The sequence below is a fragment of the Brachybacterium sp. SYSU DS0246 genome (genome assembly GCF_059391765.1).
Map to the genome: position 1 here is coordinate 1 of NZ_JBZXYT010000033.1, position 25,911 is coordinate 25,911.

A 25,911-nucleotide genomic window follows, 5' to 3' on the forward strand; every position below is an offset into this window, starting at 1 on the left:
GGATCATCTACGCCTGCTGGCGCGACGGAACGTGCTACGACCCCACCATCCACGAGCGGCGCAGAACCGACAGAAACGACCACAGCAGCGCTCTCACGGCCTAGAGGTTGACTCAGGGAACTCATGCGTGCTCCTGCTGGGGTGGGATCTGCACCGGCACGTCGCCGGGCAGGCCGAAGGTCTGGAACGCGGTGCGGCGTTCGAGGGGATAGGGCTCGCGCCCGGTGATCGCGGCGAGGATGACGCCGGCCCGCCAGGGGCCGAAGCCGAGGTCGGGGGCGGTCAGGCCGTGGCTGTGCTCCTCGGCGTTCATCACGTGGACGCGCCGGGCCGTATCGACGGAGTAGTCCTCGGCGGCCACGTCCAGGCGCCCGCGGGAGTCGCGGCGGATGCTCTCGCCCAGCGGTGCCAGCAGGTCGGTCCCGCGAGCCCGGTACCCGGTCGCGGCGACGACGGCACGGGTGCGGTGCTCGGCCGTGGTGCCGAGCAGTTCGTGCTCGAGCGTCAGGACGAGCTCACCCGTGGCGGCGTCATGTCGGGCGGCGGTCACGGCGGTCCCGGTCAGCAGGGTGCTCGGCACCTCACGGCCGCCGCTGCTGAGGCGGTAGAGGAGATCGTGGATCTCGTCGACCAGGTCGCCGCTGATGCCCTTGTACAGGCTGCGCTGCTCGCGGCCGAGCTGCTCGCGCCGGCTCTCGGGCAGGGACCGGAACAGAGCGGTGTGCTCCGGGGAGGTCAGCTCGAGGGTGAGCTTGGTGTACTCCATGGGGAAGAACCGCGGCGAGCGCGTCACCCAGTCCACCCGGGTGCCGCGGGCGCCCGCGTCCTCGAGCAGGTCGCGGTAGATCTCCGCGGCGGACTGCCCGCTGCCCACGATCGTCACGGAGCCGGCCTCGCGCAGCTGCGCCCGGTGCGAGAGGTAGTCGCAGCTGTGGAGAACCCGGTGCTCCCCAGGAGCGCTCTGCGCGAGCTCGGCGAGCGCCCGCGGCAGCGCCGGAGCGGTCCCGATCCCGAGCACGACGTGCCGGGCCCGATGCTCCTCGAGACCGCTCACCTCGCCGCTGGGGTCCAGGACCTCCGCCGTCACCAGCAGGTGGTCCGCTTCCTCCTGGACCGAGACGACGCGGCGTCCCCAGCGCAGCGAGTCCAGCTGGTCCGCGACCCACCGGCAGTAGTCGTCGTACTCCGTGCGCAGCGGATAGAAGGATTCCCGCACGTAGAACGGGTAGAGCCTGCCGATGTGCTTGAGGTAGGCGAGGAACGAGTAGGGCGAGGTCGGGTCGGCGAGGGTGACGAGATCCGCGAGGAAGGGGACCTGGATGGTCGCACCCTCGATCATCATCCCCGGGTGCCACCGGAACTCCGGGGCCCGGTCGAGGAAGACGGCGTCGACGTCGGCGAGGGGCTCGGCGAGCGCGGCGAGACCGAGGCCGAAGGGGCCGATGCCGATCCCGACCAGGTCATGGATCCGCGCGCTCATCGTGCCGCCGTCGTCGCGGCGAGCTGCGCACCGGCCAGGAGGCCGCGCCCCGTCGCCCGCACCAGGTCCAGGACCGCGGCGACGTCGGTGAGCGTCGCCTCCGGGTTCAGCAGCGTGAGTTTCAGCCAGGGCCGGCCGTCGACGGTGGTGCGGGCGACCATGGCGCGGCCGGACTGGAACAGGGTCCGGCGGATCACCGCGACGTGCTCATCGGCCGTCGCGTCGTCCACGGGGGCCGGCTGGAAGCGGAACAGGACGGTCGAGAGATCCGTCGCTCCCAGCACCGTGAAATCCGGATCCGCCGCCAGAAGCTCATGGACCTGGGCAGCGAGATCGCAGACGGCGTCGACCATGGCCCCGACCCGTGCCGGGCCGAGCGAGCGCAGGGTGGTCCACAGCTTGAGGGCGTCGAACCGCCGGGTGGTCTGCAGGGATTTGCCGACCTGGTTGGGTTCGCTGTGCTCGGAGGCGGCCTCGGCGGCCGGGTGGAGGTAGTCGGCGTGCCAGGTGGTCGCCGCGAGCTGCGCGGGATCGGCCACGATCAGGGCGCTCGAGGAGACGGGCTGGAAATAGGTCTTGTGGAAGTCGATCGTCACGGAGTCCGCCCGCTCGATGCCGGCCAGCAGGTCGCGCCGTGACGGGGAGACGAGCAGCCCGCCCCCGTAGGCGGCGTCGACGTGCAGCCACAGGCCGCGTTCGGTGGTGACGACGCCGATCTCCTCGAGCGGATCGATGAGGCCGCGATCCGTGGTGCCGGCGGTGGCCACGACCGCCATCACCTGCGCACCCTCGTCCTCGACGGCTCGCACGCAGCGGCGCAGGGCCGCGGGGTCCATGCGCCCGTCGGCATCGGTGGGGACCTCGAGGACGGCGTCCCGCTCGAGCCCGAGCAGGAGCGCGGACCTCGCGACGGAGAAGTGGCTGGCCGCGGTGGTCAGCACTCGCAGGCGGGCGACGCCGGGGCCGCGGGACTCCCCGGCGCGCTCCTGGCCGCGCAGCGCGCTCTCGCGGGCGAGGAAGAGTGCCTGCAAGTTCGACTGGGTGCCGCCGGAGGTGAACACCCCGTCGCCGCCGGCGAACCCGATGAGATCGGAGGCCCAGCGCACGAGGCGCTGCTCCATGTGGGTCGCCACCAGCGACTGGTCGTACGTGTCGACCGACGTGTTGATCGCGGCGAGCATCGCCTCGGCGGCGACCGCGGGAACCGCGACCGGGCAGTTGAGGTGGGCCAGGTAGGAGGGGTGGTGGAACCACACAGCGTGGGCGGCGTAGAGCTCGTCGGCCTCGCGCAGTGCGGCACGGTCACCGATTCCCTCCCCCTCGAGGTCGGCGTCGGCCACGAGACCTTCCAGCAGAGAACGGTCCGCGCCCGAGGAGGGGGTGCGCACCGTGCGCAGACGCTCGGCGAGGTCGTCGACCACCTCGTGCAGGAGGGCGGCGTACGTCCCTGCGGTGCGAGCACCCAGCAGCTCTGAGGCCTCAGCGGGCATCCGGGGTGCGGGGGCGGTCTGCGGGAGGGGCTGAGACATCTGCATGGGCCTTCCTGCCGGTCGGGGCGGCACCCCGAAACGGTGAACTACTTAGGTTTGGCTACCCTAAGCCGGTCACGGAATGGTCACGCAAGAGCGATCGTCATGTTCAGCGGTGCGAAGGATCACAGAGCCCTGCGCCCAGCCGCCTCGTCGGCCCGTATCCAGCAGCGCCATGAGCCCGCCCGGCGCCCAAAAAAGGCAGCGCCGCGCCCTCGTTACAGGGCGCGGCGCTGCGGGAGGAAAGGCGGTCAGCTCAGCTGACGCCGAGCTTGTCCATGATGATCTCGCGCACGCGGCCGGCGTCGGCTTGACCGCGGGTGGCCTTCATGATCGGGCCGATGAGGGCGCCGATGGCCTGAACCTTGCCGCCCTGGATCTTGGCGACCACGTCGGGATTGTCGGCGATGGCCTGATCGACGGCGTCGGTGAGCACGGAGTCGTCGGAGACGACGGCCAGGCCCTCCTTCTCGACGATCTCGGCCGGGTCGCCCTGACCCTCGAGCACCTTCGTCAGAACCTGCTTGGCGATCTTGTCGTTGATCTTCTTCGCCTCGACCAGTCCCTGGAGCTCGGCGACCTGCGCGGGCGTCACCGGCAGCGCGTCCAGGTCGGCACCCCGCTCCCCGGCGGTGCGGGCCAGCTCGCCCATCCACCACTTGCGGGCGCTCTGGGCGCTCGCCCCGGCGGTCACCGTGGCCTCGATCAGGTCGAGCGCGCCGGCGTTGATGGCGTCGCGCATCTCCAGGTCGCTGAAGCCCCACTCCCCGAGCAGGCGGCGGCGACGTGCGGCCGGCAGCTCCGGCAGTCCGGCCCGGATCTCCTCGATCCACTCACGGCTCGGGGCGAGGGGGACCAGATCCGGCTCGGGGAAGTAGCGGTAGTCCTCGGCATCGGTCTTCACGCGGCCCGAGGAGGTCTCGCCGGTGTCCTCGTGGAAGTGGCGGGTCTCCTGGGTGATCGAGCCCCCGGCGTCGAGGATCCCGGCCTGGCGGGAGATCTCGAAGCGCACCGTGCGCTCGATGGAGCGGAAGGAGTTGACGTTCTTGGTCTCGGTGCGGGTGCCCAGCGGCGCGTTCCTGTCGGCCCGCAGGGAGATGTTCACGTCGGCGCGGACGTTTCCGCGCTCCATCCGCGCCTCGGAGACCTCGAGGGTGCGGAAGATGTCCCGCAGGGTGCGCACGTAGGCGGCGGCGACCTCAGGGGCGCGGCCACCGGTGTCCGGGATCGGCTTGGTGACGATCTCGACCAGTGGCACCCCCGCACGGTTGTAGTCGACCTCGGAGTGGGTCGCGCCGTGGATGCGTCCCGTGGCGCCGCCGACGTGGGTGTTCTTGCCGGCGTCCTCCTCCATGTGGGCGCGCTCGATCTCGACGCGCACGATCTCCCCGTCCTCGAGCTCGACGTCGACCCAGCCGTCGAAGGCGATGGGTTCGTCGTACTGCGAGGTCTGGAAGTTCTTGGTGAGGTCCGGGTAGAAGTACTGCTTGCGCGCGAACCGGCAGGTCTCGGCGATGGAGCAGTTCAGCGCCAGACCGATCTTGATCGCGTACTCGACGGCCTTGCGGTTGACCACCGGCAGGGATCCGGGCAGTCCGAGCGAGGTCGGGGTGATCGCCGTGTTGGGCTCGGCCGCGAAGATGTTGGGGGCGCCGTCGAACATCTTGGTCTCGGTGCCGAGCTCGACGTGGACCTCGATGCCGAGGACGGGATCGAAGCGGGCGATGGCGTCGTCGTAGTCGACCAGGGCGGTGTTCTGAGCGCTCATCATCACTTCGCTCCTCCTGCGATCGCGGTGAGCTCGGGGGCCTTTGCCAGCAGGGGCCCTCCCCAGGAGTCCTCGAGCAGGGCCTCGAGGGCTCCGCCGACCTGGTAGAGGCGCTCGTCGGCCCGGGCCGGGGCGAGGAACTGGATGCCGGCGGGCAGGCCGTCCTCGGCCAGTCCGCTGGGCACCGAGATGCCCGGGGTGCCGGCGAGGTTGGCGGGGATGGTGGCGATGTCGTTCATGTACATCGCCAGCGGGTCGTCGACCTTCTCGCCGAGGCGGAAGGCGACGGTCGGGGAGGTCGGCGAGGCGAGCACGTCGACCTGCTCGAAGGCGGCGGCGAAGTCGCGCTGGACCAGCGTGCGCACCTTCTGGGCGCTGCCGTAGTAGGCGTCGTAGTAGCCGGCCGAGAGCGCGTAGGTGCCCAGCAGGATGCGGCGCTTGACCTCGTCGCCGAAGCCGGCGCCGCGGGTCGCCTTCATGACCGATTCCGCGGTCGGGTGATCCTCGGGGACCACCCGCAGGCCGAAGCGCATGCCATCGAACTTCGCGAGGTTGCTCGAGGCCTCCGAGGGCATGATCAGGTAGTAGGCGCCCAGGGCGTACTCGAAGTTCGGGCAGGAGACGCGCACGATCTCCGCGCCGGCGCGCTCGAGCTGCTCGAGCGACTCGGTGAACCGCGCCTGGACCTCGGGAGCGAAGCCCTCGCCCTCGAGCTGCTCGATGACACCGATGCGCAGGCCGCTGACGTCCTGGCGGCGGGCCGCGGCGGCGAAGTCGCCGACGGGGTCGGGCAGCGAGGTCGAGTCCCGCGGATCGTGGCCGGCGATGAGCTGGTGCAGCAGCGCGGCGTCCTCGACGGTGCGGGTGACGGGCCCGGCCTGGTCCAGGGAGCTGGCCATGGCGATCAGGCCGTAGCGGGAGACGGAGCCGTAGGTGGGCTTGACGCCCACGGTGCCGGTGACCGCGCCGGGCTGACGGATCGAGCCGCCCGTGTCGGTGCCGATGGCCAGCGGGGCCTCGTAGGCGCCCACGGCCGCGGCACTGCCGCCGCCGGAGCCGCCGGGGATCCGCTCGCGGTCCCAGGGGTTGCGGGTGGGGCCGTAGGCGCTGGTCTCGGTGGAGGAGCCCATGGCGAACTCGTCCATGTTGGTCTTGCCGAGCATCGGCAGGCCGGCCGCGCGGAGCTTCTCGACCAGGGTCGCGTCGTAGGGCGGGACCCAGCCCTCGAGGATCTTGGAGCCCGCGGTCGTGGGCGTGCCCTCGGTGACCATGACGTCCTTGACGGCGACCGGCACGCCGGCGAGCTCGTGGAGCTCCTCACCGGCGGCGCGGCGGGCGTCGACGTCGCGCGCGGCGGCCAGCGCCTGCTCCTCGCTGACGTGGAGGTAGGCGTGCAGATCGCCGTCGACGGCGGCGATCCGGTCCAGGTGGGCGCGGGTGAGCTCCTCGGAGGAGAGCTCTCCGGCCTGCAGCGCGGCGGCCTGGGCGGCGGCACTGCGGCGGATGATGTCACTGGTACTCACGGGCTCGATCACACTCATCATTCTTCGCCCAGGATCTGCGGGACGGCGAAGCGCCCGTCCTGGGCCTCGGGAGCGCCGGCGAGCGCCTGCTCCTGGGTCAGGGTGTCCGCGACGACGTCTTCGCGCAGCACGTTGGTCATGGCAATGGGGTGGGAAGTCGCGAGAACGTCCTCGGTGGCGACCTCGGAGACGGAGGCGACAGCGTCCATGATGGAGTCGAACTCGCCGGCGAAGCGGTCGATCTCCTCATCGCTGAGCTGGATCCGTGCGAGGTCGGCGAGGCGTGCGACGTCTTCTCGTCCGATCGAAGGCATACCCGCATTCTAGGTGGACTCAGCCCGGCGGTCGCACGCGGTAGTGGTAGCCGCCGAGGCGGCGGAAGCCGAGCGTGCGGTACAGCGCCAGGGCGCCGGGGTTGTCGGTCTCGACCTCGAGCAGGGCGCGGGAGGCTCCCTGGACCGCAGCGATCGACAGCAGCGTCTGCGACACGGCCCGCCCGAGGCCTCTGCGCCTGCGGCCCGGGTCGACCGCGATCGCGTTGAGCACGGCGGCCTGCTCCCGGCCGGCCTCGACCAGGGCGGCACGGCCGACGGCGGCGGGGCGGCCCGCCGCGCTCCCCTCGCTGCCGTCGGCCCCGTCGGCCCCGCCGGCTCCGTCGGCTCCGTCAGGCAGCAGCACCTGGACCGCCGGCGTGCCGGCCATGATGGCGTGCAGGGTCTCGCGGGCCTGGTCACCCTCGCGGGGCGCCAGCCGCCAGAAGGCGTCGAACCACTCCTGGTCCAGGGCCCCGGTGCAGATCACGGCCGACGGGGACGGCTCGAGCCGGCTGGCAGCGGTCAGGTCCAGTTCCAGCAGCTCGCTGGGCCCGGCGGTGCCGTAGCCGCGAGCGGCGAGGAGGTCGTCGAGCCCGGGCGGCCCGTGCACGTCGAGCACCCGGAAGGTGGCGGCCTCCCCCGCCGTCTCGCACAGCATCTCGATGCGCTCGATCGCGGAGGTCAGCGCTGCGGTGGACGACGGCGCATCCACGGCGACGGCGCTGTTGGCGCGCCGGGTCACGCCGCGGGAGCGCAGGAGGGCGAAGCCGTCGACGTCGAGGCGGGCCAGGGGCCGCCAGCCGGCGATCAGCGCTTCGCTGAGGTGGTACCCGCCGAGCGGGCGGGAGGTGCGGGATCGACGGGAGCTCATCGCAGAGATCGTAGCGATCGATGCCCCCTCCCCGCGCCGGTAGACTTCGCCCGTCCGCACGAGCCAGAAGGGACCCAGCCATGTCTGTCGACCCCAACATCGATCACGATTCCCACGATCCCGAGGATCGCGAGGAGAGCTCGAACGACAAGGCGATTCGTGAGGCCGAGGAGCTCGAGGCGCGCATGCGCCGTGCCCTGGCCACGAAGGACGATCCCCTGCGTGAGGGAGAGTCGACGCCGGAGCGTCTGCGTCGTCTCGCCGAGCAGGAGGCCTCCGGCTCCCAGGAGTGACCCCTGCCCTGCTTCAGCCGCGCGGATCGGGCGGCGGCATCAGGAGCAAGGGCAGGTAGAGCACCCCGGAGAGGTTGTACGGGAAGGTGATCCGCATGATCGCCCTGATCCCCCAGTGCATCGCGAACGCCGCGCCGGCGAACACCCGTCCCGCCCTCCGGTCCAGCACCGCCAGCGGCGCCCCGAACTCGACGGCCAGCGAGGCCGCGGCCATCGCGGTGAACAGGGCCGGGTAGGGATAGAGCCGCTTTCCCAGCGCCGAGGATCGCTCGCCCAGCATCTCCTTGCGCAGCGCATCGAAGGCGACCTGATCGCGCATGTGACCGCCCCGGACCCAGCCCAGCCCGTCCCCACCGGTGAGCTTCGCCAGGCCGGCGAGCACGTAGGTTCCCGCGACGGCGGCGTTCATCACCGTCGGGGTCGCTCCGTACATCCAGGATCGCCGGCCCGGCAGCAGCGACCGGTCGCGCAGGAGCGCATCGATGCTGAGCGCATCGCCAGCGGGAGCGGCTGCGAGGACCATCGTGTGCAGGACGAGTGTGTTCTCGTGGTGGAAGACCATGGACCACGAGTTGCGGTAGGCGAAGTTCCAGGTCTGCAGGGCGGAGTGCACGGGAGCGAGCACCCGGTGGCCGACGCCGGCGGCGAACAGGGCGCCGGTGACGAGCGAGGCGTCCACGAGCCGGTCGGCGATCACCGGCGGCAGCGGCCGGCGGAGGATGCGGGCGGGGCCGACGGGGTCGAAGCTCGCCGGATCGGTGCGGTGGACCCCCTGGTAGAGCCTGCGCTTCCGGCCGACGTGCCACAGGTGGTAACCGCCGACGGCCAGGCGCAGCAGGCCCGGCCCGGCTGGTCCGGCGTGCGGGGCGAGCCGCCGCCCGGCGCAGACCGCGACGGCGCGCAGGAGGGTGCCGGCCGCTCGGCGCGCGCTCATGACAGGGCCTTCTGTGCGCCGGTGCGTCCCGGCACGTCAGCGCTGCCGCGCACGTCCAGCGCCGTGGTGAACACGTCCCTGCTGCGGCCGAGCATGAACGGTTCGACGAGGTACCGGCCGCGCACCACGTGCACGCGGTGCACGTCGCGGTCCGCCGGCCTGTCGCGGGCGGCGATCAGCGCCGCGACCCGCTCGGCGATCTGCTGGCCGTCGCCGTCCCGCACGCGTCGGCGCACCTGCCGGCGCACCGCGTTGAGTCCTCCGGTGCCCAGATATCCGTGGTGCAGCGGGCTGACGGATCCGTCCTCGTGCACGCCGAGCAGATGGGTCACCCAGTAGTGCGCCTTCCGTGGGGCCGAGAACATCGGATAGTGGCTGAAGGGGAACGAGTCGCGTGCCTCCTCGGATCGGGCGAACCGGCGCGCGGGCAGTGCCACGGCGCTCAGCAGCGCGGCTGTCAGCACCGCGGCCGCGAGGCGGACGGCCACAGTGTCCGGTCGCGACGCGCACTGGTGCGGGGTCGATGGGATCCGGGGCCGGGGAGCTGTGCTCATGCGCTCACGCTAGGAGGGGGCGATGAGAGCCGTGCCCTCCGGTATGAGAGAACGATGAGAGTCCTCTCAGGTTCCTCTCGATCCCAGGCTCCTCCCCACCGCCCGGGCGTCCACATCGGGCCACGGCGCCCCCGCCCGTCGGTCCCGGTTGGGAGACTGGGGCCATGGAATCCATCGGCTCCGCCCCCGGCCCGCCCCTCGCCCCGGTCGACTCCGCTCTGCGCCCCGAGGCCCAGGAGGCGCTCGCGGCCCTGACGGGCCGAGCGGACGTCGGATTCCGCGACGGCCAGTTCGAGGCCATCTCCGCCCTGGTCGAGGAGCGCCGGCGGGTGCTGGTCGTCCAGCGCACGGGCTGGGGCAAATCGGCCGTGTACTTCCTCGCGGCCCTGCTGCAGCGCCGCCGGGGAGCCGGGCCGGCACTGATCATCTCCCCGCTGATCGCCCTGATGCGGGACCAGGTGGCCGCCGCACGCCGGGCCGGGGTGCGGGCGGAGGCGATGAGCTCGGCGAATCCGACCCAGTGGGAGGACATCGAGCAGGCGCTGCAGGCCGATGAGCTGGACGTGCTGCTGGTCTCCCCCGAGCGCCTCGTCAACCCCCGCTTCCGGGCCGAGCAGCTGCCCCGGCTGGTTCAGCGCTGCGGTCTGCTGGTGATCGACGAGGCGCACTGCATCTCGGACTGGGGGCACGATTTCCGGCCCGACTACCGGCGTCTGCGCGATCTCGTGGCCGAGCTCGGCGACCAGGTTCCCGTGCTGGCGACGACCGCCACGGCGAACTCCCGCGTGGTGGCGGATGTGGCCGAGCAGCTCGGCTCCCGCGGGGAAGGCGCGAGTGCGGTGCTCACCCTGCGCGGGGCGCTGACCCGGGATTCGCTGCGCCTGGGCTGCCTCACCCTGCCTGACGACCGCTCCCGGCTGGAGTATCTGGCACAGCATCTCGACGAGCTGCCCGGCTCGGGGATCATCTACACCCTGACCGTCTCCGCGGCGGAGGACCTCGCCGATCTGCTGGATCGGCCGGGCCGACGGGTGCGCACCTATACCGGGCGCACGGACTCCGAGGAGCGGGCCGAGCTCGAGCAGGCGCTCAAGGACAACGAGGTCAAGGCGCTGGCGGCCACGAGCGCGCTCGGCATGGGGTTCGACAAGCCCGACCTGGGGTTCGTCGTCCATCTCGGGGCGCCCAGCTCTCCGGTCGCCTACTACCAGCAGGTGGGCCGCGCCGGCCGCGCCACCGATACGGCCGAGGTGCTGCTGCTTCCCGGCCGGGAGGACCGGGCGATCTGGGAGTACTTCGCGACCGCCTCGATGCCCGCCCAGGCCGACGCCGACGCGGTCCTGGCCGAGCTGACGAGGTCCGGGGCGCCGCTGTCGACGCCGGCGCTGGAGGCACGCGTCGACGTCAAGCGCAGCTCCCTCGAGCTGCTGCTGAAGGTGCTCGCGGTCGAGGGCGCCGTCGAGGCCGTGCGCGGCGGCTGGGTCGCCACCGGAGCGTCGTGGACCTATGACGCCGAGCGCTACGAGAACGTCGCCCGGGCACGCCGCGCCGAACAGCAGGCGATGCTCGAGTACGAGCGGCTCCAGCCGGGAGATCCGCAGCAGTGCCGGATGATGTTCCTCGCCCGCCAGCTGGACGATGACACGGCGGCTCCCTGTGGTCGCTGCGACGTGTGCGCCGGGCCGTGGTACCCGCTGCCGGAGTCAGGATCGCAGACGGCGTCCGCACCGGCGTCGGCGTCGCCATCGGGCGGATCGGGCTCCTCCCGCGAGGCGGTCTCGCGCCTGCTGGATCGGGTCGGTGTGCCCGTCGACCCCCGCAAGCAGTGGCCGCAGGGACTGGACAGGCTGGAGGTGACCTCCGAGGCGGGGGCACCGCTGCGCGGCAACATCCCGCCGGGCGAACGCGTCGAGGAGGGCCGCGTGCTGGCGCGCATGTCCGACCTCGGCTGGGCGGTGCCGCTGAGGCACCTGCTCGCGGTCGACGAGGACGGCCGCCGGGTCGACGCCGAGCTGACCCCCGCGATCGCCCAGCGCGTGGTCGAGGTGCTCACGGACTGGGATTGGGCGCAGCGGCCCGCCGCGGTGGTCTCGGTGCCCTCCACGACGCGGCCCACCCTGGTGCGCCGGCTCGCCTCGGGCATCGCCCGCACCGGGCGCATGCAGGATCTGGGCGAGCTCGGCCTCGCGCCCGGCGCCGCCCCGCTGCACGGGGCGCGCAACAGCGCGTTCCGGGTCGCCGCCCTGTGGGGCCGGTTCACCGTCCCACCGCAGCTGACCGAGGCGATCGCGGCGCTGGATGGCGCACCGATCCTGCTGGTCGACGATGAGATCGACACGCGATGGACGATGACCATCGCGGGACGGGCACTGCGCCGGGCCGGGTCGGGACCGATCCTCCCGCTGGCCCTGGCCCAGGTCAGCTGAGCCCCGGATCACCGGAGCCCCGGGTCAGTCGAGAGCGTCGGGGCCGCCCTCGAGCAGGGCGACGAATCCGTCCTCGTCCAGGATCCGCAGACCGAGCTCCTCCGCCTTGTCCGCCTTGGACCCGGCGTTCTCCCCGACCACGACGAAGTCCGTCTTCTTCGAGACCGAGCCGGAGGCCTTGCCGCCCCGGGCGATGATCGCCTCCTTGGCGCCGTCCCGGGTGAACCGCTCGAGCCCGCCGGTGACCACCACGGTCACCCCTTCCAGGGTCCTGACGAAGCCTTCCTCGACCTCGTCGACCATCCGCACGCCGGACGCGGCCCAGCCGTCGACCAGCTGGCAGTGCCACGGCACCGAGAACCAGTCGGTCACGGCCTCGGCGATGATCGGGCCGACGCCGTCGGTGTCCGAGAGCTGCTCGACGCTCGCCTCACGGATCGCCGACATCGACCCGTACGCGGTGGCCAGCGATCGCGCGGCCGTCGGCCCCACGTGCCGGATCGACAGGGCCACCAGCACCCGCCACAGCGGCTGCTCCTTCGCCTTCTCCAGCTCGCTGACCAGCAATTCGGTGTTCTTCAGCACCGTCGGAGCCTTCTGCAGCTTCCAGGCGCCCTCGCGCTTGTAGTACTTCAGCGCCGGCCGCGACCAGAAGACGGGCTGGATGCGCCAGTCGCCCGTGGGCTCCCCGTCGCGCCGCTCCGGCTGCCAGACGAAGACCTCGCGCAGGGACTCCGCGGTGAGGTCGAAGAGGTTGTCACCGATGGTCACCGCCGGTTCCTGCAGGCCGGGCAGCAACGGGTCCTCGAGGTCCGTGACGGCGAGCACCGGCACCCCGTCGGTCCCGTCGGTGATCACGCCGTTCTTGAGGACGGCGAAGTTCTCCTGCTCCGCGTCGGAGGGTTCCCGGATCGGCAGATGGATGCGGTGGCCGGCGCGCAGAGCGGCGAGAGCCTCGGGACGACGCTTGTCGGGATCGGTCAGGGCGATCGCGCTCTCCTCACCCAGCGACTCGATGTCGAAGGCGCCGCGGGAGGCGGCATGCTCGACCCTGCCGGTCACCTGCGCGGGACAGTCCTTCGCATTGGGGCAGCGCCAGTCCTTCTCCCCCTCGCGATCCGGGCCGATCGCGGTGCCGCACGACGGGCACCGGGACGGCATCTCGAACGGCCGTTCGCTGCCGTCGCGCAGCTTCTCCACCGGTCCGAGGATCTCGGGGATCACGTCACCGGCCTTGCGCAGCACGACGGTGTCCCCGATGAGGACGCCCTTGCGCTCGACCTCGAACTGGTTGTGCAGCGTGGCCATCTCCACGGTGGAGCCGGCGACCTTGACCGGCTCCATGACGCCGAAGGGGGTCACGCGGCCGGTGCGCCCCACGTTGACCTGGATGTCCAGGAGCTTGGTGGTGACCTCCTCGGGCGGATACTTGAACGCGATCGCCCAGCGCGGGGCACGCGAGGTCGATCCGAGCGCGCGCTGCTGGGCGAAGGAATCGATCTTGACCACGATGCCGTCGATCTCGTGCTCGACGTCGTGGCGGTGCTCGCCGTGGTGGGCGATGAACTCGCGCACCTCCGGAAGGCTCTCCAGCACCCGGGTGTGCGGGGACGTGGGAAGGCCCCATCCCTGCAGCGTCTCGTACACCTCGGACTGCGAGGTCAGCGTCATCCCCTCGTGGGCGCCGATCCCGTGGACGTACACCGCCAGGGCGCGGGAGGCGGTCACCGCGACGTCCTTCTGGCGCAGGGAACCGGCCGCGGTGTTGCGAGGGTTGGCGAACTCCGCCAGTCCGGCCTCGCGCCGCTGATCGTTCAGCGCCTCGAACTCCGAGGTGGGATAGAAGACCTCACCGCGCACCTCGAGCACCGCCGGCGGCGCGTCGGTCTCCAGCCGTTCGGGGATCGAGTCGATGGTGCGCACGTTGGCGGTGACGTCCTCCCCCACGCGCCCGTCGCCACGGGTCACGGCACGCACGAGCTCGCCGTCCTCGTAGACCAGCGAGATGGCCAGACCGTCGATCTTGAGCTCGGTGAGGTAGCGGACCTCGGCAGCTCCTGCGCCCAGGCCCTCGGCGGCGCGGTGGGCCCAGGTGTCGATCTCCTCGAGGGTGAACGCGTTGTCCAGGCTCATCATCCGCTCGATGTGCTCGACGGGCGCGAAGCCGGGAGCGACCGCCCCGTGGACGGTCTGGGTGGGCGAGTCGGCCTTGACCAGCTGCGGGTTCTCCGCCTCGAGATCACGCAGCTCCTGCTCGAGCTGGTCGTACTCGGCGTCGGCCATGGTCGGTGCGTCGTGGACGTAGTAATCCTCGATCGCCTGCTCGACCTGGGCGGTCAGCTCGGCGATGCGCGCCTGCGCGCCCTCGGCCGAGCTGCGCTCCTGGGGCGGGGCGTCCCGATCCTGGCTGTCCTGCGGGTCCTGTGGCTGGCTCACCCCACCATTCTTGCTCATCGCCATGACATCCGCAGGTGCGAGCCCCGCGGCCGCCCCTAGGATCCGTGCCATGAGCATCGCGCGCAGCATCCGCCTGGCCACGGAGGAGGACCTCGCCGCTGTGGAGGGCATCGAATCCGCGGCCGACGGGCTCTTCGAGCCGCTGCTGGGTCCCGAGCCGTTCGGCGCGGAGTCGGCGACCGCCGGCGACGCGCGGGCTGCTGAGCCCGGGTTCCTCCTGGTCGCGGCCGAGTCCGAGGGCTCCCCGGCGGTCGGCTTCGTCCATGTCCTCGAGCCGACCGGGCCGGCAGGGCTCGTCCACCTCGAGCAGCTCGCCGTGCTGCCCGAGCATCTGCGTCGCGGACACGGCAGGGCACTGGTGGAGGCCGCGGCAGCCGAGGCCGCGTCCCGCGGAGGCACGCGGCTCACCCTGCGCACATTCGCGGAGGTGCCGTGGAACCGGCCGTTCTACGCGGCGTGCGGCTTCCGAGTGGTCGGGCCGATCGACTCCGACTTCCATCGCGGCCTGGCCCGCACGGAGGAGGAGCTGGGGCTGACGCGGCTGGGGACCCGCGTGCTCATGGCCCGCGACCTCACGGCGCCGGCCGCGTGCTCCGCACCGCCCGCGGCGTCGAGCCGGTCCGCTCCCGGAAGACGCGGTTGAAGTGGGTGACGGTGGCGAAGCCGACGTCGGCGGCGATCCGCCCGACGGGCAGCTCGGTCTCCTGCAGGAGTCGGCGCGCCTGGTCGACGCGCAGATCGTTGACGTAGGAGATGACCGTGGTGCCGGTGTGCCGCCGGAACTCCCGTGAGAGGTGATGGCGGCTGACGAAGAACCTCTCGGCGAGCTCCCCGAGCTCGATGTGCTCGGTGTAGTGCCCGTGCAGGTGCCGGATGACTCGCGCGACGCGGGTCTCGCGGGCGGCGGTGGCGGCATCGACCTCCTCCTGCCGCAGCAGTACCAGCAGCAGCTGGGTCAGCAGCAGTCTCAGCTCGTCCTGCGAGCTCTCCCCCAGCGTCTCCTGCGTATGCAGCATTTGGTCGACGATCCCGCGCACCGAGGCCAGGCCCGACGCCGTCGGCCGGAACACCCGGGCATCGCAGCCGAGTGCCTCGCGCACGTGCCCGTACAGCACGGCGTCCGGGCGCGCATAGACCACCACGCGCCGGAAGGGCACTCCCGGTGGGCTGTAGGAGAAGTGCTCGTCACCGGGTGGGAAGGTGATCGCCTCGGGCGCGGAGATCCGGTGCACGTGGCCGCCGGAGACGTGCTCGCGCCGGCCCTCCTCCAGGACGTAGACCTCCAGGAAGTCATGGCGGTGCGGACGCGCCATGTTGTCGTCGACCCCGTGGACGCGGGCGACGGCGACCGCTCTCCCGCCCGCCATGAGCTCACCGGCCACGTCCTGCATCGATCGATCCCTTCCCCGGGGTGCCTACTCCAGCAGCCCCAGCATGCCCGGGATCCCGAGCGAGAGCGCGGGGACGTAGGTGATCAGCAGCAGGAGCACCACCAATCCGGCGAAGTAGGGCAGCAGCCGCGGGACGACGTCCTCGATCCGCACGCCCGCGACACCGGTGGCCACGAACAGCACCGAGCCCACCGGTGGGGTCATGGTGCCGATGCACATGGCCAGGATCAGCACCATGCCGAAGTGGACAGGATCCATCCCCAGCTCGGTGGCGATGGGCAGGAAGATGGGGGTGAAGATCAGGATCGCGGGCGTGATGTCCAGGAACGTTCCCACGACCAGCATGATCACGAGCATCAGGGCGAGGATCGCCACGCGCGAGTCGGTGGTCGATACCAGCGCGTCGGTGATCGCCGAGGGGATGCCGGTGAAGGCCATCACCCATGCCATCGCGGAGGACGCGGCGATCAGCAGCATCACCACGCCGGTCGAGCTCACCGTCCGCACCGCGATCTGCGTCAGCGCCGTGCTGTCCAGGGAGCGGTAGATCAGCGAGAGCACCAGGCAGTACACGACCGCGACCGCCGCGCCCTCGGTCGCGGTGAAGATGCCGGCGACGATGCCGCCGACGACCACGACCACCAGCAGCAGCGAGGGAATGGCGCGACCGAGCACGGTCAGCCCCTGGCGCAGGCCCACGCGCTCGCTGCTGCGGTAGCCGCGGCGGCGGGCGACGACGAACGCGATCAGCATGACCACCAGGCCCATCAGGATGCCCGGCACGTAGCCGGCCATGAACAGCGCCGAGACGCTCACCCCGCCGGCGACCGTGGAGTAGACGATCGCGGCCGTCGTCGGCGGGATCAGCAGGCCCACGGAGGCCGAGGCGATGTTCACCGACGCCGAGTAGGCGGGGTCGTACCCCTCCGTCCGCTGGCGCTCGTGCAGGGTTCCGCCGATCGCGGCGGCCGAGGCCACGGCGGATCCCGACAGGGAGCCGAACAGCATGTTGGCCAGCACGTTGGTGTGGGCCAGGGACCCGGGGACGCGGCCGGAGATCACCAGGGCCAGGTCCACCAGCCGCTGGGCGATGCCGCCGTTGTTCATGATGTTGCCGGCGAGGATGAACAGGGGCACGGCGAGCAGCGAGAAGCTCTCCACGCCCATGCTCATCTGCTGGCCGACGACGAAGGTGGTGTCCGCCCAGGGCAGCATCAGCAGGGCGGTGACGAAGGCGGAGACGATGATGCCGACGGAGATCGGCACACCGAGGGCCAGCAGCACCACGAAGGTGCCGAACAGGGCGAGGGCTGCGAGCAGCGGGTCCATCACTCGGCCTCCTTCGGGGCGGTCGCCTCGAGCGGGGTGCGGACGAGGTCGAGGATGTTCAGCACCTGTGCCAGGGCGATGGCCGCCCCGGTGATCGGGCCGATGAGGTAGACGAGGCCACGGGAGATGCCCAGCAGGGCGGAGATGTTCTCCCGCGAATCCCAGGCGAGCATCGCGCCGCCGATGCCGAGGACGAGCACGGCGAGCGCGAGGATCAGCAGGTCGATGGCCAGGACGAGTCCGCGCCGGGCGCGGACGGGGAGCCGGTCGCGCACGATGGTCAGCGCCATGTGCTCGCGCTGGAGGAAGGCATAGGTCGCGCCGACGAAGGAGACCCAGATCAGCGCGTAGCGGACCAGTTCCTCGGTGAAGGCGACGGGGCTGCCGAGCACGTACCGGGTGAAGACCTGGTACAGCACCAGGGCCGTCATCAGCACCAGCAGGGCGACGGCGAACCACAGCAGAGTGCCGGCGAGCACCCGGCGGAGGCGATGGACGGTGTCGGCGGAGGCGTTCATGCGCGTGACTCCTCACTGACCTGTTCGATGGTCTCCAGCAGCTCCGCGACCTCGGGATACTCCTCGGCGAACCGGTCGACCACAGGCCGGGTGGCCTCGCGGAACGCGTCGGTCTCGACGTCGTCGACGAACTCGACGCCCATGTCCCGCGCGTCGGCCTCCGCGGTCTCGATGGCCTCGGCCCAGGCGATCCGGTGGTCCTGCGAGGACTGTCGGGCCGCCTCGACGATGAGGTCCTGATCCCCGCTCTCGAGCCGTTCCCAGGCGTCGGAGCTGATGAGCATCAGGTCGGGGATGCGCGTGTGCTCGGTGCGCGAGAAGACCTTGGCGACCTCGCCGTGGGCGCTGTCGGTCAGGACCGTCTCGTTGCTCTCGGCCCCGTCGATCAGGCCCGTCTGCAGCGCGGTGTAGGTGTCACCGAAGGCCATCACCACCGGTGCGGCGTCCAGCTGCTCCATGAGATCGGTCTGGGAGCGCATGTCCTGGACCCGGATCTTCAGCCCCACCACGTCCTGGGGGCTGCGCACCGGGCTCGCGCGGGTGTAGAAGGAGCGCGCTCCGGAGGAGTAGTGGGTCAGGCCCACGAATCCGCGGTCCAGGGTGGAGCGGTAGAACTCCGCCATCTGCTCGGAATCCATCACGGCGTGCATCTGCTCCTCGGAGTCGAACACGTAGGGCAGGCCGAAGGTGTGGTAGCCGGCGTGGTAGCCGGCCAGGCCGGGGCTCGCGACGCGGGTGATGTCGACGATGCCCTGGGTGAGCTGGCCGAGCACGGCGGTCTCGGAGCCCAGCTGACCGTTGGCGTAGATGTCGACCCGGATGCGGCCCTGGCTGCGCTCGGCCACGGCATCGGCGAATGCGGCGATCGCCACCGAGGTGGGGTGCTGGTCATTGAGGTTGTGGGCCAGGCGCAGCACCAGCGGCCGGCTGCTGTCCGCGGCCGCGCTGGTCAGCTGCGTGCTGCGAGCGCTGCAGCTCGCCAGGGCCAGCGGCGCCCCCAGCAGCAGGGCGCGCCGTCCGAGGCGCGGCGTCGCGGGATCGTGGCGGTGGGTCGTCATGGCCTCACATTCCGATCATGTCGAAGGTCTCGAAGGAGATCTCGAGGTCGAGATCGTCCCCGTCGTCGGGCAGTGCGATCTGGACCGATCCGAGCGCGGCGTCGTAGTACCAGCCGCTGTCGTGGCCCTCGAAGTCGGCGGCCTCCGGACGGTGCTCGAGGCTCCGTCCGTTCGCCCGGACGTGCAGCGGGGCGCGCTCGGGATGGATGACGTCGAACCGGAACGCCTGCACGGCGCTGCGGTAGGGGCCGGAGCGCTCGAGGGTGATGCGCACGGTGGAGCCGGAGGTCATGGTCACGACGCTCTCGCGGCGCTGGCCGCGTTCGTGCGCTCGGGTGCGGCCGTCGTCCTCGTGCAGGACGAACCGTCCGTCCCGCTCGGGGGCGCAGATCAGCCGCAGGGTCCGGATCTCGTCGCGCACCAGCGAGGTCGGCTGCTCGACGGCGATCGGGATGATGCCGCCGGCGCGGATGTACAGCGGGATCGAGTCCCTGCCCACCGGCTCCGTGGCCGTCGTGCCTCCCTCGTGCCGTGTCCGCGTGGCGAGGTCGTAGAACGCCTCGTCGGCCGGGAAGCGGACCGTGCGGGTGGTGGCGCCCTTCTCGAGCACCGTGGCCACCAGGAGGGAGTCGCCCAGCATGAAGGTGTCGGTGGTGTCGTAGCCCTCGACGTCGTGCTGGAACGCACTGATCAGCGGCTCCATGATCGGGGCGCCCTCGCGGGAGGCGCGGACCATCAGCGAGTACAGGTAGGGCATCAGCCGGTAGCGCAGGTTGATCGCCTCGCGGATCGGCCCGGTGGTCTCGGGGTACATCCACGGCTCGGTGACGGTGTTGTCGGAGTTCACGGAGTGGATGGAGAAGCGGGGCTGGAAGATGCCGTGCTGGACCCAGCGCAACAGCAGCTCCGGCTCGGGCCGGGGCCCGTGGAAACCACCGATGTCGCACCCCTGGTTGGCGACGCCGGACAGGCTCATGCCCAGGATGGTGGCGATATTGGCGCGCAGGGTCTCCCAGGAGGTCGAGTTGTCCCCGGCCCAGGTCTGGGCGTAGCGCTGGATCCCGGCGTGCCCGGCGCGGCAGACGATGTAGGGGCGCTGGTCGGGGTGGGCCTCGGTGATGGCGTCCTGGGTGACGCGGCACATGAGGTTGGCCATCACGTTGCGCACCTCGGCGAGTGTGCTCGGGGCGCCGTCCCCGTCGACCTCGGAGTCCATGTCGAGCACGCCTTCGTACTCGCAGTTGTCGTTCCAGACCGAGGCGGTGCCCTTCGCGAGCACGGACTCGGTCAGCCACTGCTTCCAGGCGTCCCGGGCTCGCGGGGAGGTGAAGTCGACGAAGTGTCCCGGTCCGCCCCACCAGGCGCCGACGGCGGGCGGGCGCGGGGCGTCGGGGTCCGCCTCTCCCCCGCCGGTCACGGACAGCGCGGGGGCGGTGGTCGCGGCCTGGTCCAGGGCGTCGTCGCTGGCCCCGACGAACACGCCGCGCTCGGCGAACTCGGCGCGCCGCGGGTGGACCGTGAGCACGCCGGGCTTCACGTTCGGGGAGACGACGACGCCGCGCTCGTCCATGGCGGAGAAGAAGCCAGCGGGATCGGGGAACCGCTCCTGGTTCCAGGTGAACACGCAGCGCTTGGCGCCGTCGGCCGTCTGCTGGGTGGTGTAGCCGCTGGAGAGCTGGAAGCCGTCCACCGGGATCCCGTGCTCACCGGCGAGATCGACGAACCGGGTGATGGCCCGGTCGCTGCCGGAGGTCAGCTCGGCGTAGTACATGGAAGAGGCGAGATAGCCCAGTGCCTGGCGGGGCAGCACGGGCGGACGTCCGGTGAGCTCGGTGTACCGGGCCACGACGTCCCGAACCTGCGGGCCGGCGATGAGGAACAGATCGACGTCGCCGCCGTCGGCGATCATCTGGGTGTGGTGGGGGAAGTAGTTGCTGTGCGAGCGGCCCAGGTCGAAGGAGACGTCGCGGGTGCCGTGGTAGAAGTACCCGACCGCCTGGCGGGAATCGCGATTGACCTTGAGGTAGAACGGGATGTGCTTGTACAGCGGTGCGCTGCGTCGGGCGTCGTAGCCGAGGCTGTCGCGCGGGCTGAGGGAGACCAGCTGCTTGGCCTTGTCGAGCTCGCCCGTGGTCTCGCCGAAGCCGACGAAGGCGTCGCCCGGTTCGAGCCGGGTGGTGTGGATCCGGCGGTGGTTGGTGTCCTCGCGGTAGGCGATGTAGGGCACATCGGCGTGCAGCACGCTGCCGTCGGCGTCCAGCACGCGGATCTCCAGCGGGGAGCGGCGCACCTCGACGCGCAGCCGGGGGCCGATGAGCACGGCCGTCTCGTCCGTCTCCTCCAGCTGCACGGGGACCGGGGCGATGCGCGTGCGCTCCTCCCCCAGCACCGGATCGAGGCGGTCCTGCCAGGCGGTGGTGGTGAGGCTGTAGGACTGCTCGGCGAAGTCCCCGTCGAAGCCCGCGCGGATCCGCACGATGTCCGAGGTCATCATGAGCAGCCGGATCTCGACGCCTTCGGTGACCACACGGAGCACACCGTTCCCGTCCAGCTCGACCCGCTGCACCTGGGTGCTCGTGCGCATGGCTCGTCCTCCATCGGAATCGTCGGGCAGTGCCGGGCCGCGTCGTCGATGCTGTCCACGTCGTTGCGGGTGCGTCAGTGCAGATCGATGCGCGCGGCTATGGCGTCCGACGCCAGCCTAGGCGGGGAGATCACCCCGTTCTCCACGGATCGTGATCATGACCGGCCCGAATTTGACCGATCGTGCTGCGTGCGCGGGGCGCTCAGGAGCTGACGCGTGCCGCCCATGCGGGAGCGGCGCGCAGCAGGGCCTCGAGCGAGGGTTCGTCGAGCAGCGTGGACCGCTCCGGCTGGCTGGAGGGGTCGACGCGCCCCGCCTGCACGTCGTGCGAGGCGCCGGTGTGCGCGATCAGGGTGAAGCCGGCGGCGTCGGCGTCGGTATGGCCCAGCCGGTGCCAGATCTCCAGCAGCTGGTCGAGCTCACGCGCCATGCTCCCGCCGGCGCGCGGGTCGACGACGAGCTCGAAGCGGCACCCGGCATCGTGCGCCTCGGCCAGGCCCTCCCACAGCCTGCGCCCCGAGGCCGTGTCCAGGGACGGCAGCTGGCGAGGCGCGAAGGCCATCCGGCGTGCGCCGGCCTCGCGAGCGGCGCGCAGGAGACCATGGTCCGCGCCGACGCCGATCGTGACCGACTCCGCGTCCAGCCCGCCCTCCTCGAGGGCGGTGAGGAGGCAGCGCCACAGCACACCGATCTCGGGCGCTGGGACGGCGGGGTACCGGCTGCGGCCCGACGGGGTGCTGATGAGCCCGGCGGAGACGGCCGCCACGGCGTCCTCCCGCAGCAGCAGATGCGGCTGCGCGCCCGGCACCCGCTCGCGGAGCAGATCGAGGTGGTCGGTGACGCCCTCGGCGAGCAGCATCGGCAGGTCGCGCACGGCGCCGGGGTCGGCGAGGGTGCGCTCCCCCGACGGCAGGAAGGTGGCGCCGGCCAGGGTGGCCGGGCCCAGCGCTGTCGTCGACAGCGGCCCCTCGTACCCCAGCAGCGCGACGCGGGCGGCATCGAGGGTGCGCTCGCGCAGCTCCCGGGCGTGCTGCCAGGCTCGGCCCACGCCCGGACCGAGCCGCCATCCGTAGCTGACCAGGTCTCCCGTGGTCTCGGCGAGCAGCGCGAGGGTCGCGGGCAGCAGATGATCCGTGTCATCGGTGCCGAGCGCTGAGGGGAGGTAGGGCCGGGCGGCGATCTGCTCCTCGAGATCGTCACCGAGCAGGGCCCGGATCCGCATCAGCGCCGCGAGATGAGGGTCCTCGGGCACGTCGTACCGGGCGGCGTCGGCGGCCGCAGGTGCCCGGAAGGTGCCGTCCCCGGTGAGGGTGACCAGGTGGCTCATGCGCGGCGCTCGAGGGTGGCGGCGGCGAGGACGCGATCGTCGTCGTACAGCACCAGGGTCTGGCCGGGGGCCACGCCGCGGATCGGGGTCTCGAGCTGCACGCGCAGGCTGGAGTCCTGACCGCCCGCCGGCGCCTCGAGGATCGTCGCCGGGGTGGCCTCGCCGTGGGCGCGGATCTGTGCGGTGACCTGGCGGCCCACCTCCAGCGGCTCGAAGGAGACCACGTCACCGGCGATCAGTTCGCGGGTGGAGAGCAGCTCGGCGGCACCGACCACGACCTGGCGCGAGGTGGGGTCGATGTCGACGACGTAGCGAGGCGCACCGTCGGGCGCGGGATGTTCGATGCCCAGGCCCTTGCGCTGGCCGATGGTGAATCCGTGGGTGCCGCGGTGGGAGCCGACCACGGCGCCGGCCTCGTCGAGGATCTCCCCGGGGGCCTCGCCGAGATTGCGCTCGAGGAAACCGCGGGTGTCCCCGTCGGCGACGAAGCAGATGTCGTAGCTGTCGGGCTTGGTCGAGACGCCGAGGCCGCGTGCCCTGGCTTCGGCGCGCACCTCCTCCTTCGTCTCGAACTCGCCGAGCGGGAAGACGGAGCGGCGGACGGCCTCGGGCCCCATGACCGCCAGGACGTAGGACTGGTCCTTGTCCATGTTCCGCGAACGGTGCAGCGAGGGGGCGCCATCGGGCCCGTCGGCGCGGATGGAGGCGTAGTGACCGGTGCAGACGGCGTCGAAGCCGAGCAGCGTGGCGCGCTCCATGAGCGAGGCGAACTTGATGCGCTCGTTGCAGCGCACGCAGGGATTGGGGGTGCGACCGGCGGCGTACTCGGACAGGAAGTCCTCGACCACGAGATCGTGGAAGTCGTCGGAGAGATCCCAGACGTAATACGGGATGCCGATGCGGTCGGCCGCACGACGGGCATCGGAGGCGTCCTCGACGGTGCAGCAGCCGCGCGAGCCGGTGCGGCTCTGGTCGCGGTTCTTCGACAGCGCCATGTGCACGCCGACGACCTCGTGCCCGGCGTCCGCGGCTCGGGCCGCGGCCACTGCCGAATCGACGCCGCCGCTCATCGCTGCCAGCACCTTCATGCCGCTTCCACCTCCTGGGTCACCGTCCGCCTCCACTGGGCCACCGTCCGCCTGTGCACCCTGTCGAGTGTACGGATCGTGAAGGTCCCCGGACCGGCCGGCGAGCGTGATGTCAGCCGCCTCGCGCGTGCGATCGCTCTCCCCTCGCGCTCCCCTCGTGGCCGGCGCCCCGCATCCCTGCGCCGGGTGGCGCCCGTGCCCTACGCCGGGCGGGGTCCGTGCCCGGCGCCGGGTGGCGGCGCACGCCGATTCGGATGGCCGCTTTCGTGGATTGACCTGTTGCGCACCGGTCGCGCTCCTGTGGGGCCCTGGCACGGCGCAGCAATGGCTCCAGCACAGCAATGCCCCTGTGGACGTCACTCCACCGCCAATACCGACCCCTCCACATTGACCTCTTATCCACAATCTTCTTTGCGGGGTTGCAGGGACGTCTTTTCCGTGAGCGGAAGACCGTGCCGCGCCTCCGCAAGATGCCATTCGCGGACGGTTCCGCGCCAGCGACCTCGGGCTGCGGCAGCAGAGCGCAGCGGGATCCGACGCCCGGGAATCACCGTCGTTGCGCACCCGGACACCGCCACCTTTCCTCCCCACCGCATCTTCGTCCACATTTTTGCACCGAGGAACCAGAACCGTTGACTATTTCGTTCTGGCGTTCGATACTGGAGCCATGACCCACCACGCGGATGATCACGAGCAGACGGCCGATGCGGCCGGCCGGCCCGTCATCCGCGCGGGCGCCGGCGCCACGACGGTGGGAGCGTACGACCTCGAGGGCGTCACCGATGCCCTCAGCCGGGTCGGATCGCTGGGCTCCGACTCCCTGTCACCCGGCAACGACTCGGCGCTCGACGCCGAGTCGTTGCTCGATCTCCTGGACCGCCTCCGGTCGCTGACGACAGCTGTCGCCGCGGTGGAGATCCGTGCGACTGATGCACTGGCGGAAGCGGTGAGCCGGGACGCCCATGGTTCGGGCGAGGAGTCCGAGTCGACGGACCGTGTCTCGACCCGCGAAGTCTCCGTGGTCTCGCGCATCTCGCCGTCCGCGGCATCTCGTCGGATGAAGGCTTCTCGGCGCCTGGTCCGGAACCTGCCAGGCGTGCTGTCGGCTCTGGCCGAGGGCGATATCGACGCCGAGAAGGCCTATGCCGCCGGGCAGGCTGTCGCGCCCCTGGATCCGACGCAGAGGGGCGAGGTCGATCAGGCGCTCACGGCACGGCTCGGCGAGCTCGCCGGCGCGGGGCAACGGCAGTGGCGTCGCGAGATCGAGGCGATCACCCAGCTCGTAGACGCCGACGGCGAGGAGCGGCGACACGAGGTCGCGCGGCGCCGCCGGAATGTCACCCTGCGCGCTCGCGAGAACGGGATGGCCACGCTGGCCATCACGACCACTGCGCTCGATGCCTCCGCCGCCCGTGCCCGTCTCAGCCTCGAGGGCGAGAAGCTCCGCGCCGCCGGGGACACCCGGGGCCACAGCGCGATCATGGCGGATACCGCGGCGGACGCACTGGTCGGCCGCAGCGACGGGGTCGATCCGGTGAAGCTCGACATCGGCGTGATCATCACCGATCGCGCCCTGTTCTGCCCGCAGAATTCCGAGCCCGCTCTCATCGAGGGCTACGGCGCCGTACCGGTCTCACAGGTCAGCGCGTCCCTACGCCGGGCGACCCAAGAGCCGGATAGCGACGCGGGCGATCCAGACGTCGACGGTCCGGATCCCGGCGGCGCGCACGTGGACGGTGCGCAGCGTGCGAATGACGCGGCGCTCCGCGCCACGCTGCGCCGCCTCTACACCCATCCCACCAGCGGCGAGCTGGTCGCCGTCGAGTCGCGTGCGCGAGCGTTTCCCCACGGCCTCTCGCGCTTCCTGCGATGGCGGTCGATGACCTGTTCGGGTCCGTTCTGCAACGCCGAGATCCGCCACGATGACCACATCCAGCCGCACAGCAGAGACGGCGCGACCAGCCTCGATAACGGCAATGGACTGTGCGCGCGGTGCAACGACAAGGAGAACCAGCAGCTCACCGCTCGGCCGACGGGCTCAACCGTCGGCGACGGTCGCCATCGCGTGCGGTGGCGGACCCGGTACGGTTCGACCGTCGACGTCACCCCCACTCCGAGCGAGCTGGCGGCGCTGCTCCCCCATCGCCCCGGCCCGCTGAGCAGCGGTGGTACCCGTGGCACCGAGGACCCCGGCGTTGCTGCCGACGCTGCCGAGGCCGGGCACGCCGGGCAGACCGGGCAGGCCGGGCAGGCCGACGGGCCAGCGTCGCCGGAACGTCCTGACCGAGCGTCTCGGTGTCCGCACCGATGCCCGGAACACCGCGGCACCGGGACGCCCACCGAGATCACGGCCGTCCACCTGCACAACGTGCAGCTTCGGCTCCGGCACAGCACACGGGACCACCGCCGCCACGAGACGTGGGACCGCGTCCCGCTCCGCGATCCAGGACAGTCCCCGCAGTTCTGA

The 25,911-nt window shown here is 71.5% G+C and carries 20 protein-coding genes; 4 read left to right on the top strand and 16 right to left on the bottom strand.

What is annotated here, in order from left to right; genetic code table 11:
• Positions 1–121: 121 nt before the first annotated feature.
• The 6 genes from AC5020_RS14400 to AC5020_RS14425 form a co-directional block, all read right to left on the bottom strand.
• Positions 122–1,480, bottom strand: coding sequence for a lysine N(6)-hydroxylase/L-ornithine N(5)-oxygenase family protein (locus tag AC5020_RS14400; RefSeq protein ID WP_464988781.1), 1,359 nt, complete (start codon positions 1,478–1,480; stop codon positions 122–124).
• Entirely contained in the window at positions 1,477–3,009 is a 1,533-nt protein-coding gene (locus tag AC5020_RS14405; protein ID WP_377019821.1) for a pyridoxal phosphate-dependent decarboxylase family protein, read from the bottom strand. The genes AC5020_RS14400 and AC5020_RS14405 overlap by 4 nt, the downstream gene beginning before the upstream one ends.
• 256 nt (positions 3,010–3,265) lie before the next feature.
• Positions 3,266–4,780: an Asp-tRNA(Asn)/Glu-tRNA(Gln) amidotransferase subunit GatB gene (gene gatB / locus AC5020_RS14410; protein WP_494564445.1), complete on the bottom strand. Its 1,515-nt coding sequence runs from the start codon at positions 4,778–4,780 to the stop codon at positions 3,266–3,268.
• Positions 4,780–6,318 (bottom strand): Asp-tRNA(Asn)/Glu-tRNA(Gln) amidotransferase subunit GatA, encoded by a 1,539-nt coding sequence (gene gatA / locus AC5020_RS14415; protein WP_377019819.1) that lies wholly within the window; start codon positions 6,316–6,318, stop codon positions 4,780–4,782. The genes gatB and gatA overlap by 1 nt, the downstream gene beginning before the upstream one ends.
• On the bottom strand, positions 6,318–6,614 hold the full coding sequence (gene gatC / locus AC5020_RS14420) for an Asp-tRNA(Asn)/Glu-tRNA(Gln) amidotransferase subunit GatC (protein WP_377019818.1): 297 nt from the start codon (positions 6,612–6,614) through the stop codon (positions 6,318–6,320). The genes gatA and gatC overlap by 1 nt, the downstream gene beginning before the upstream one ends.
• A gap of 19 nt (positions 6,615–6,633) precedes the next feature.
• A complete protein-coding gene (locus tag AC5020_RS14425; protein WP_464988782.1) occupies positions 6,634–7,485 on the bottom strand; it encodes a GNAT family N-acetyltransferase in 852 nt (283 codons plus the stop codon).
• 80 nt (positions 7,486–7,565) lie between these two features.
• Here AC5020_RS14425 and AC5020_RS14430 point away from each other — a divergent pair, with 80 nt between their 5' ends.
• Positions 7,566–7,778 carry a hypothetical protein gene (locus tag AC5020_RS14430; RefSeq protein WP_377019816.1) on the top strand — a complete coding sequence of 71 codons (213 nt, stop codon included), beginning with the start codon at positions 7,566–7,568 and terminating at the stop codon, positions 7,776–7,778.
• 13 nt (positions 7,779–7,791) lie between these two features.
• Here the strand turns inward: AC5020_RS14430 and AC5020_RS14435 are convergent, their stop codons facing one another.
• Positions 7,792–8,712, bottom strand: a complete 921-nt coding sequence (locus tag AC5020_RS14435; RefSeq protein WP_377019815.1) for an HTTM domain-containing protein — start codon at positions 8,710–8,712, stop codon at positions 7,792–7,794.
• Positions 8,709–9,266 carry a hypothetical protein gene (locus AC5020_RS14440; RefSeq protein ID WP_377019814.1) on the bottom strand — a complete coding sequence of 186 codons (558 nt, stop codon included), beginning with the start codon at positions 9,264–9,266 and terminating at the stop codon, positions 8,709–8,711. Before AC5020_RS14440 ends, AC5020_RS14435 begins: the two co-directional genes overlap by 4 nt.
• 164 nt (positions 9,267–9,430) lie before the next feature.
• Between AC5020_RS14440 and AC5020_RS14445 the strand changes: the two genes are divergently transcribed.
• Positions 9,431–11,692: a RecQ family ATP-dependent DNA helicase gene (locus AC5020_RS14445; RefSeq protein WP_377019812.1), complete on the top strand. Its 2,262-nt coding sequence runs from the start codon at positions 9,431–9,433 to the stop codon at positions 11,690–11,692.
• A gap of 24 nt (positions 11,693–11,716) precedes the next feature.
• On the opposite strand, the gene ligA is transcribed toward AC5020_RS14445, so the two are convergent.
• A complete protein-coding gene (ligA, locus tag AC5020_RS14450; protein ID WP_377019811.1) occupies positions 11,717–14,128 on the bottom strand; it encodes an NAD-dependent DNA ligase LigA in 2,412 nt (803 codons plus the stop codon).
• A 70-nt stretch (positions 14,129–14,198) separates the two neighbouring features.
• On the opposite strand from ligA, the gene AC5020_RS14455 reads away from it, so the two are divergent.
• Entirely contained in the window at positions 14,199–14,792 is a 594-nt protein-coding gene (locus tag AC5020_RS14455; RefSeq protein WP_377019810.1) for a GNAT family N-acetyltransferase, read from the top strand.
• On the opposite strand, the gene AC5020_RS14460 is transcribed toward AC5020_RS14455, so the two are convergent.
• From AC5020_RS14460 to mnmA, 7 genes are all read right to left on the bottom strand, one after another.
• On the bottom strand, positions 14,722–15,540 hold the full coding sequence (locus AC5020_RS14460) for an AraC family transcriptional regulator (protein ID WP_377019809.1): 819 nt from the start codon (positions 15,538–15,540) through the stop codon (positions 14,722–14,724). The two genes, AC5020_RS14455 and AC5020_RS14460, sit on opposite strands and share 71 nt — an antisense overlap.
• Before the next feature lie 24 nt (positions 15,541–15,564).
• Entirely contained in the window at positions 15,565–16,869 is a 1,305-nt protein-coding gene (locus AC5020_RS14465; RefSeq protein ID WP_377019808.1) for a TRAP transporter large permease, read from the bottom strand.
• A complete protein-coding gene (locus tag AC5020_RS14470; RefSeq protein ID WP_377019807.1) occupies positions 16,869–17,387 on the bottom strand; it encodes a TRAP transporter small permease in 519 nt (172 codons plus the stop codon). The genes AC5020_RS14465 and AC5020_RS14470 overlap by 1 nt, the downstream gene beginning before the upstream one ends.
• Complete coding sequence (locus AC5020_RS14475) at positions 17,384–18,445, bottom strand: TRAP transporter substrate-binding protein (protein WP_464988783.1); 1,062 nt, start codon at positions 18,443–18,445, stop codon at positions 17,384–17,386. Before AC5020_RS14475 ends, AC5020_RS14470 begins: the two co-directional genes overlap by 4 nt.
• 4 nt (positions 18,446–18,449) lie before the next feature.
• On the bottom strand, positions 18,450–21,029 hold the full coding sequence (locus AC5020_RS14480) for a glycoside hydrolase family 31 protein (RefSeq protein ID WP_464988784.1): 2,580 nt from the start codon (positions 21,027–21,029) through the stop codon (positions 18,450–18,452).
• A gap of 202 nt (positions 21,030–21,231) precedes the next feature.
• Entirely contained in the window at positions 21,232–22,356 is a 1,125-nt protein-coding gene (locus AC5020_RS14485; protein ID WP_377794143.1) for a hypothetical protein, read from the bottom strand.
• Positions 22,353–23,444, bottom strand: a complete 1,092-nt coding sequence (mnmA, locus tag AC5020_RS14490; RefSeq protein ID WP_464988785.1) for a tRNA 2-thiouridine(34) synthase MnmA — start codon at positions 23,442–23,444, stop codon at positions 22,353–22,355. Before mnmA ends, AC5020_RS14485 begins: the two co-directional genes overlap by 4 nt.
• Before the next feature lie 667 nt (positions 23,445–24,111).
• Between mnmA and AC5020_RS14495 the strand changes: the two genes are divergently transcribed.
• Complete coding sequence (locus tag AC5020_RS14495; RefSeq protein ID WP_464988786.1) at positions 24,112–25,911, top strand: HNH endonuclease; 1,800 nt, start codon at positions 24,112–24,114, stop codon at positions 25,909–25,911.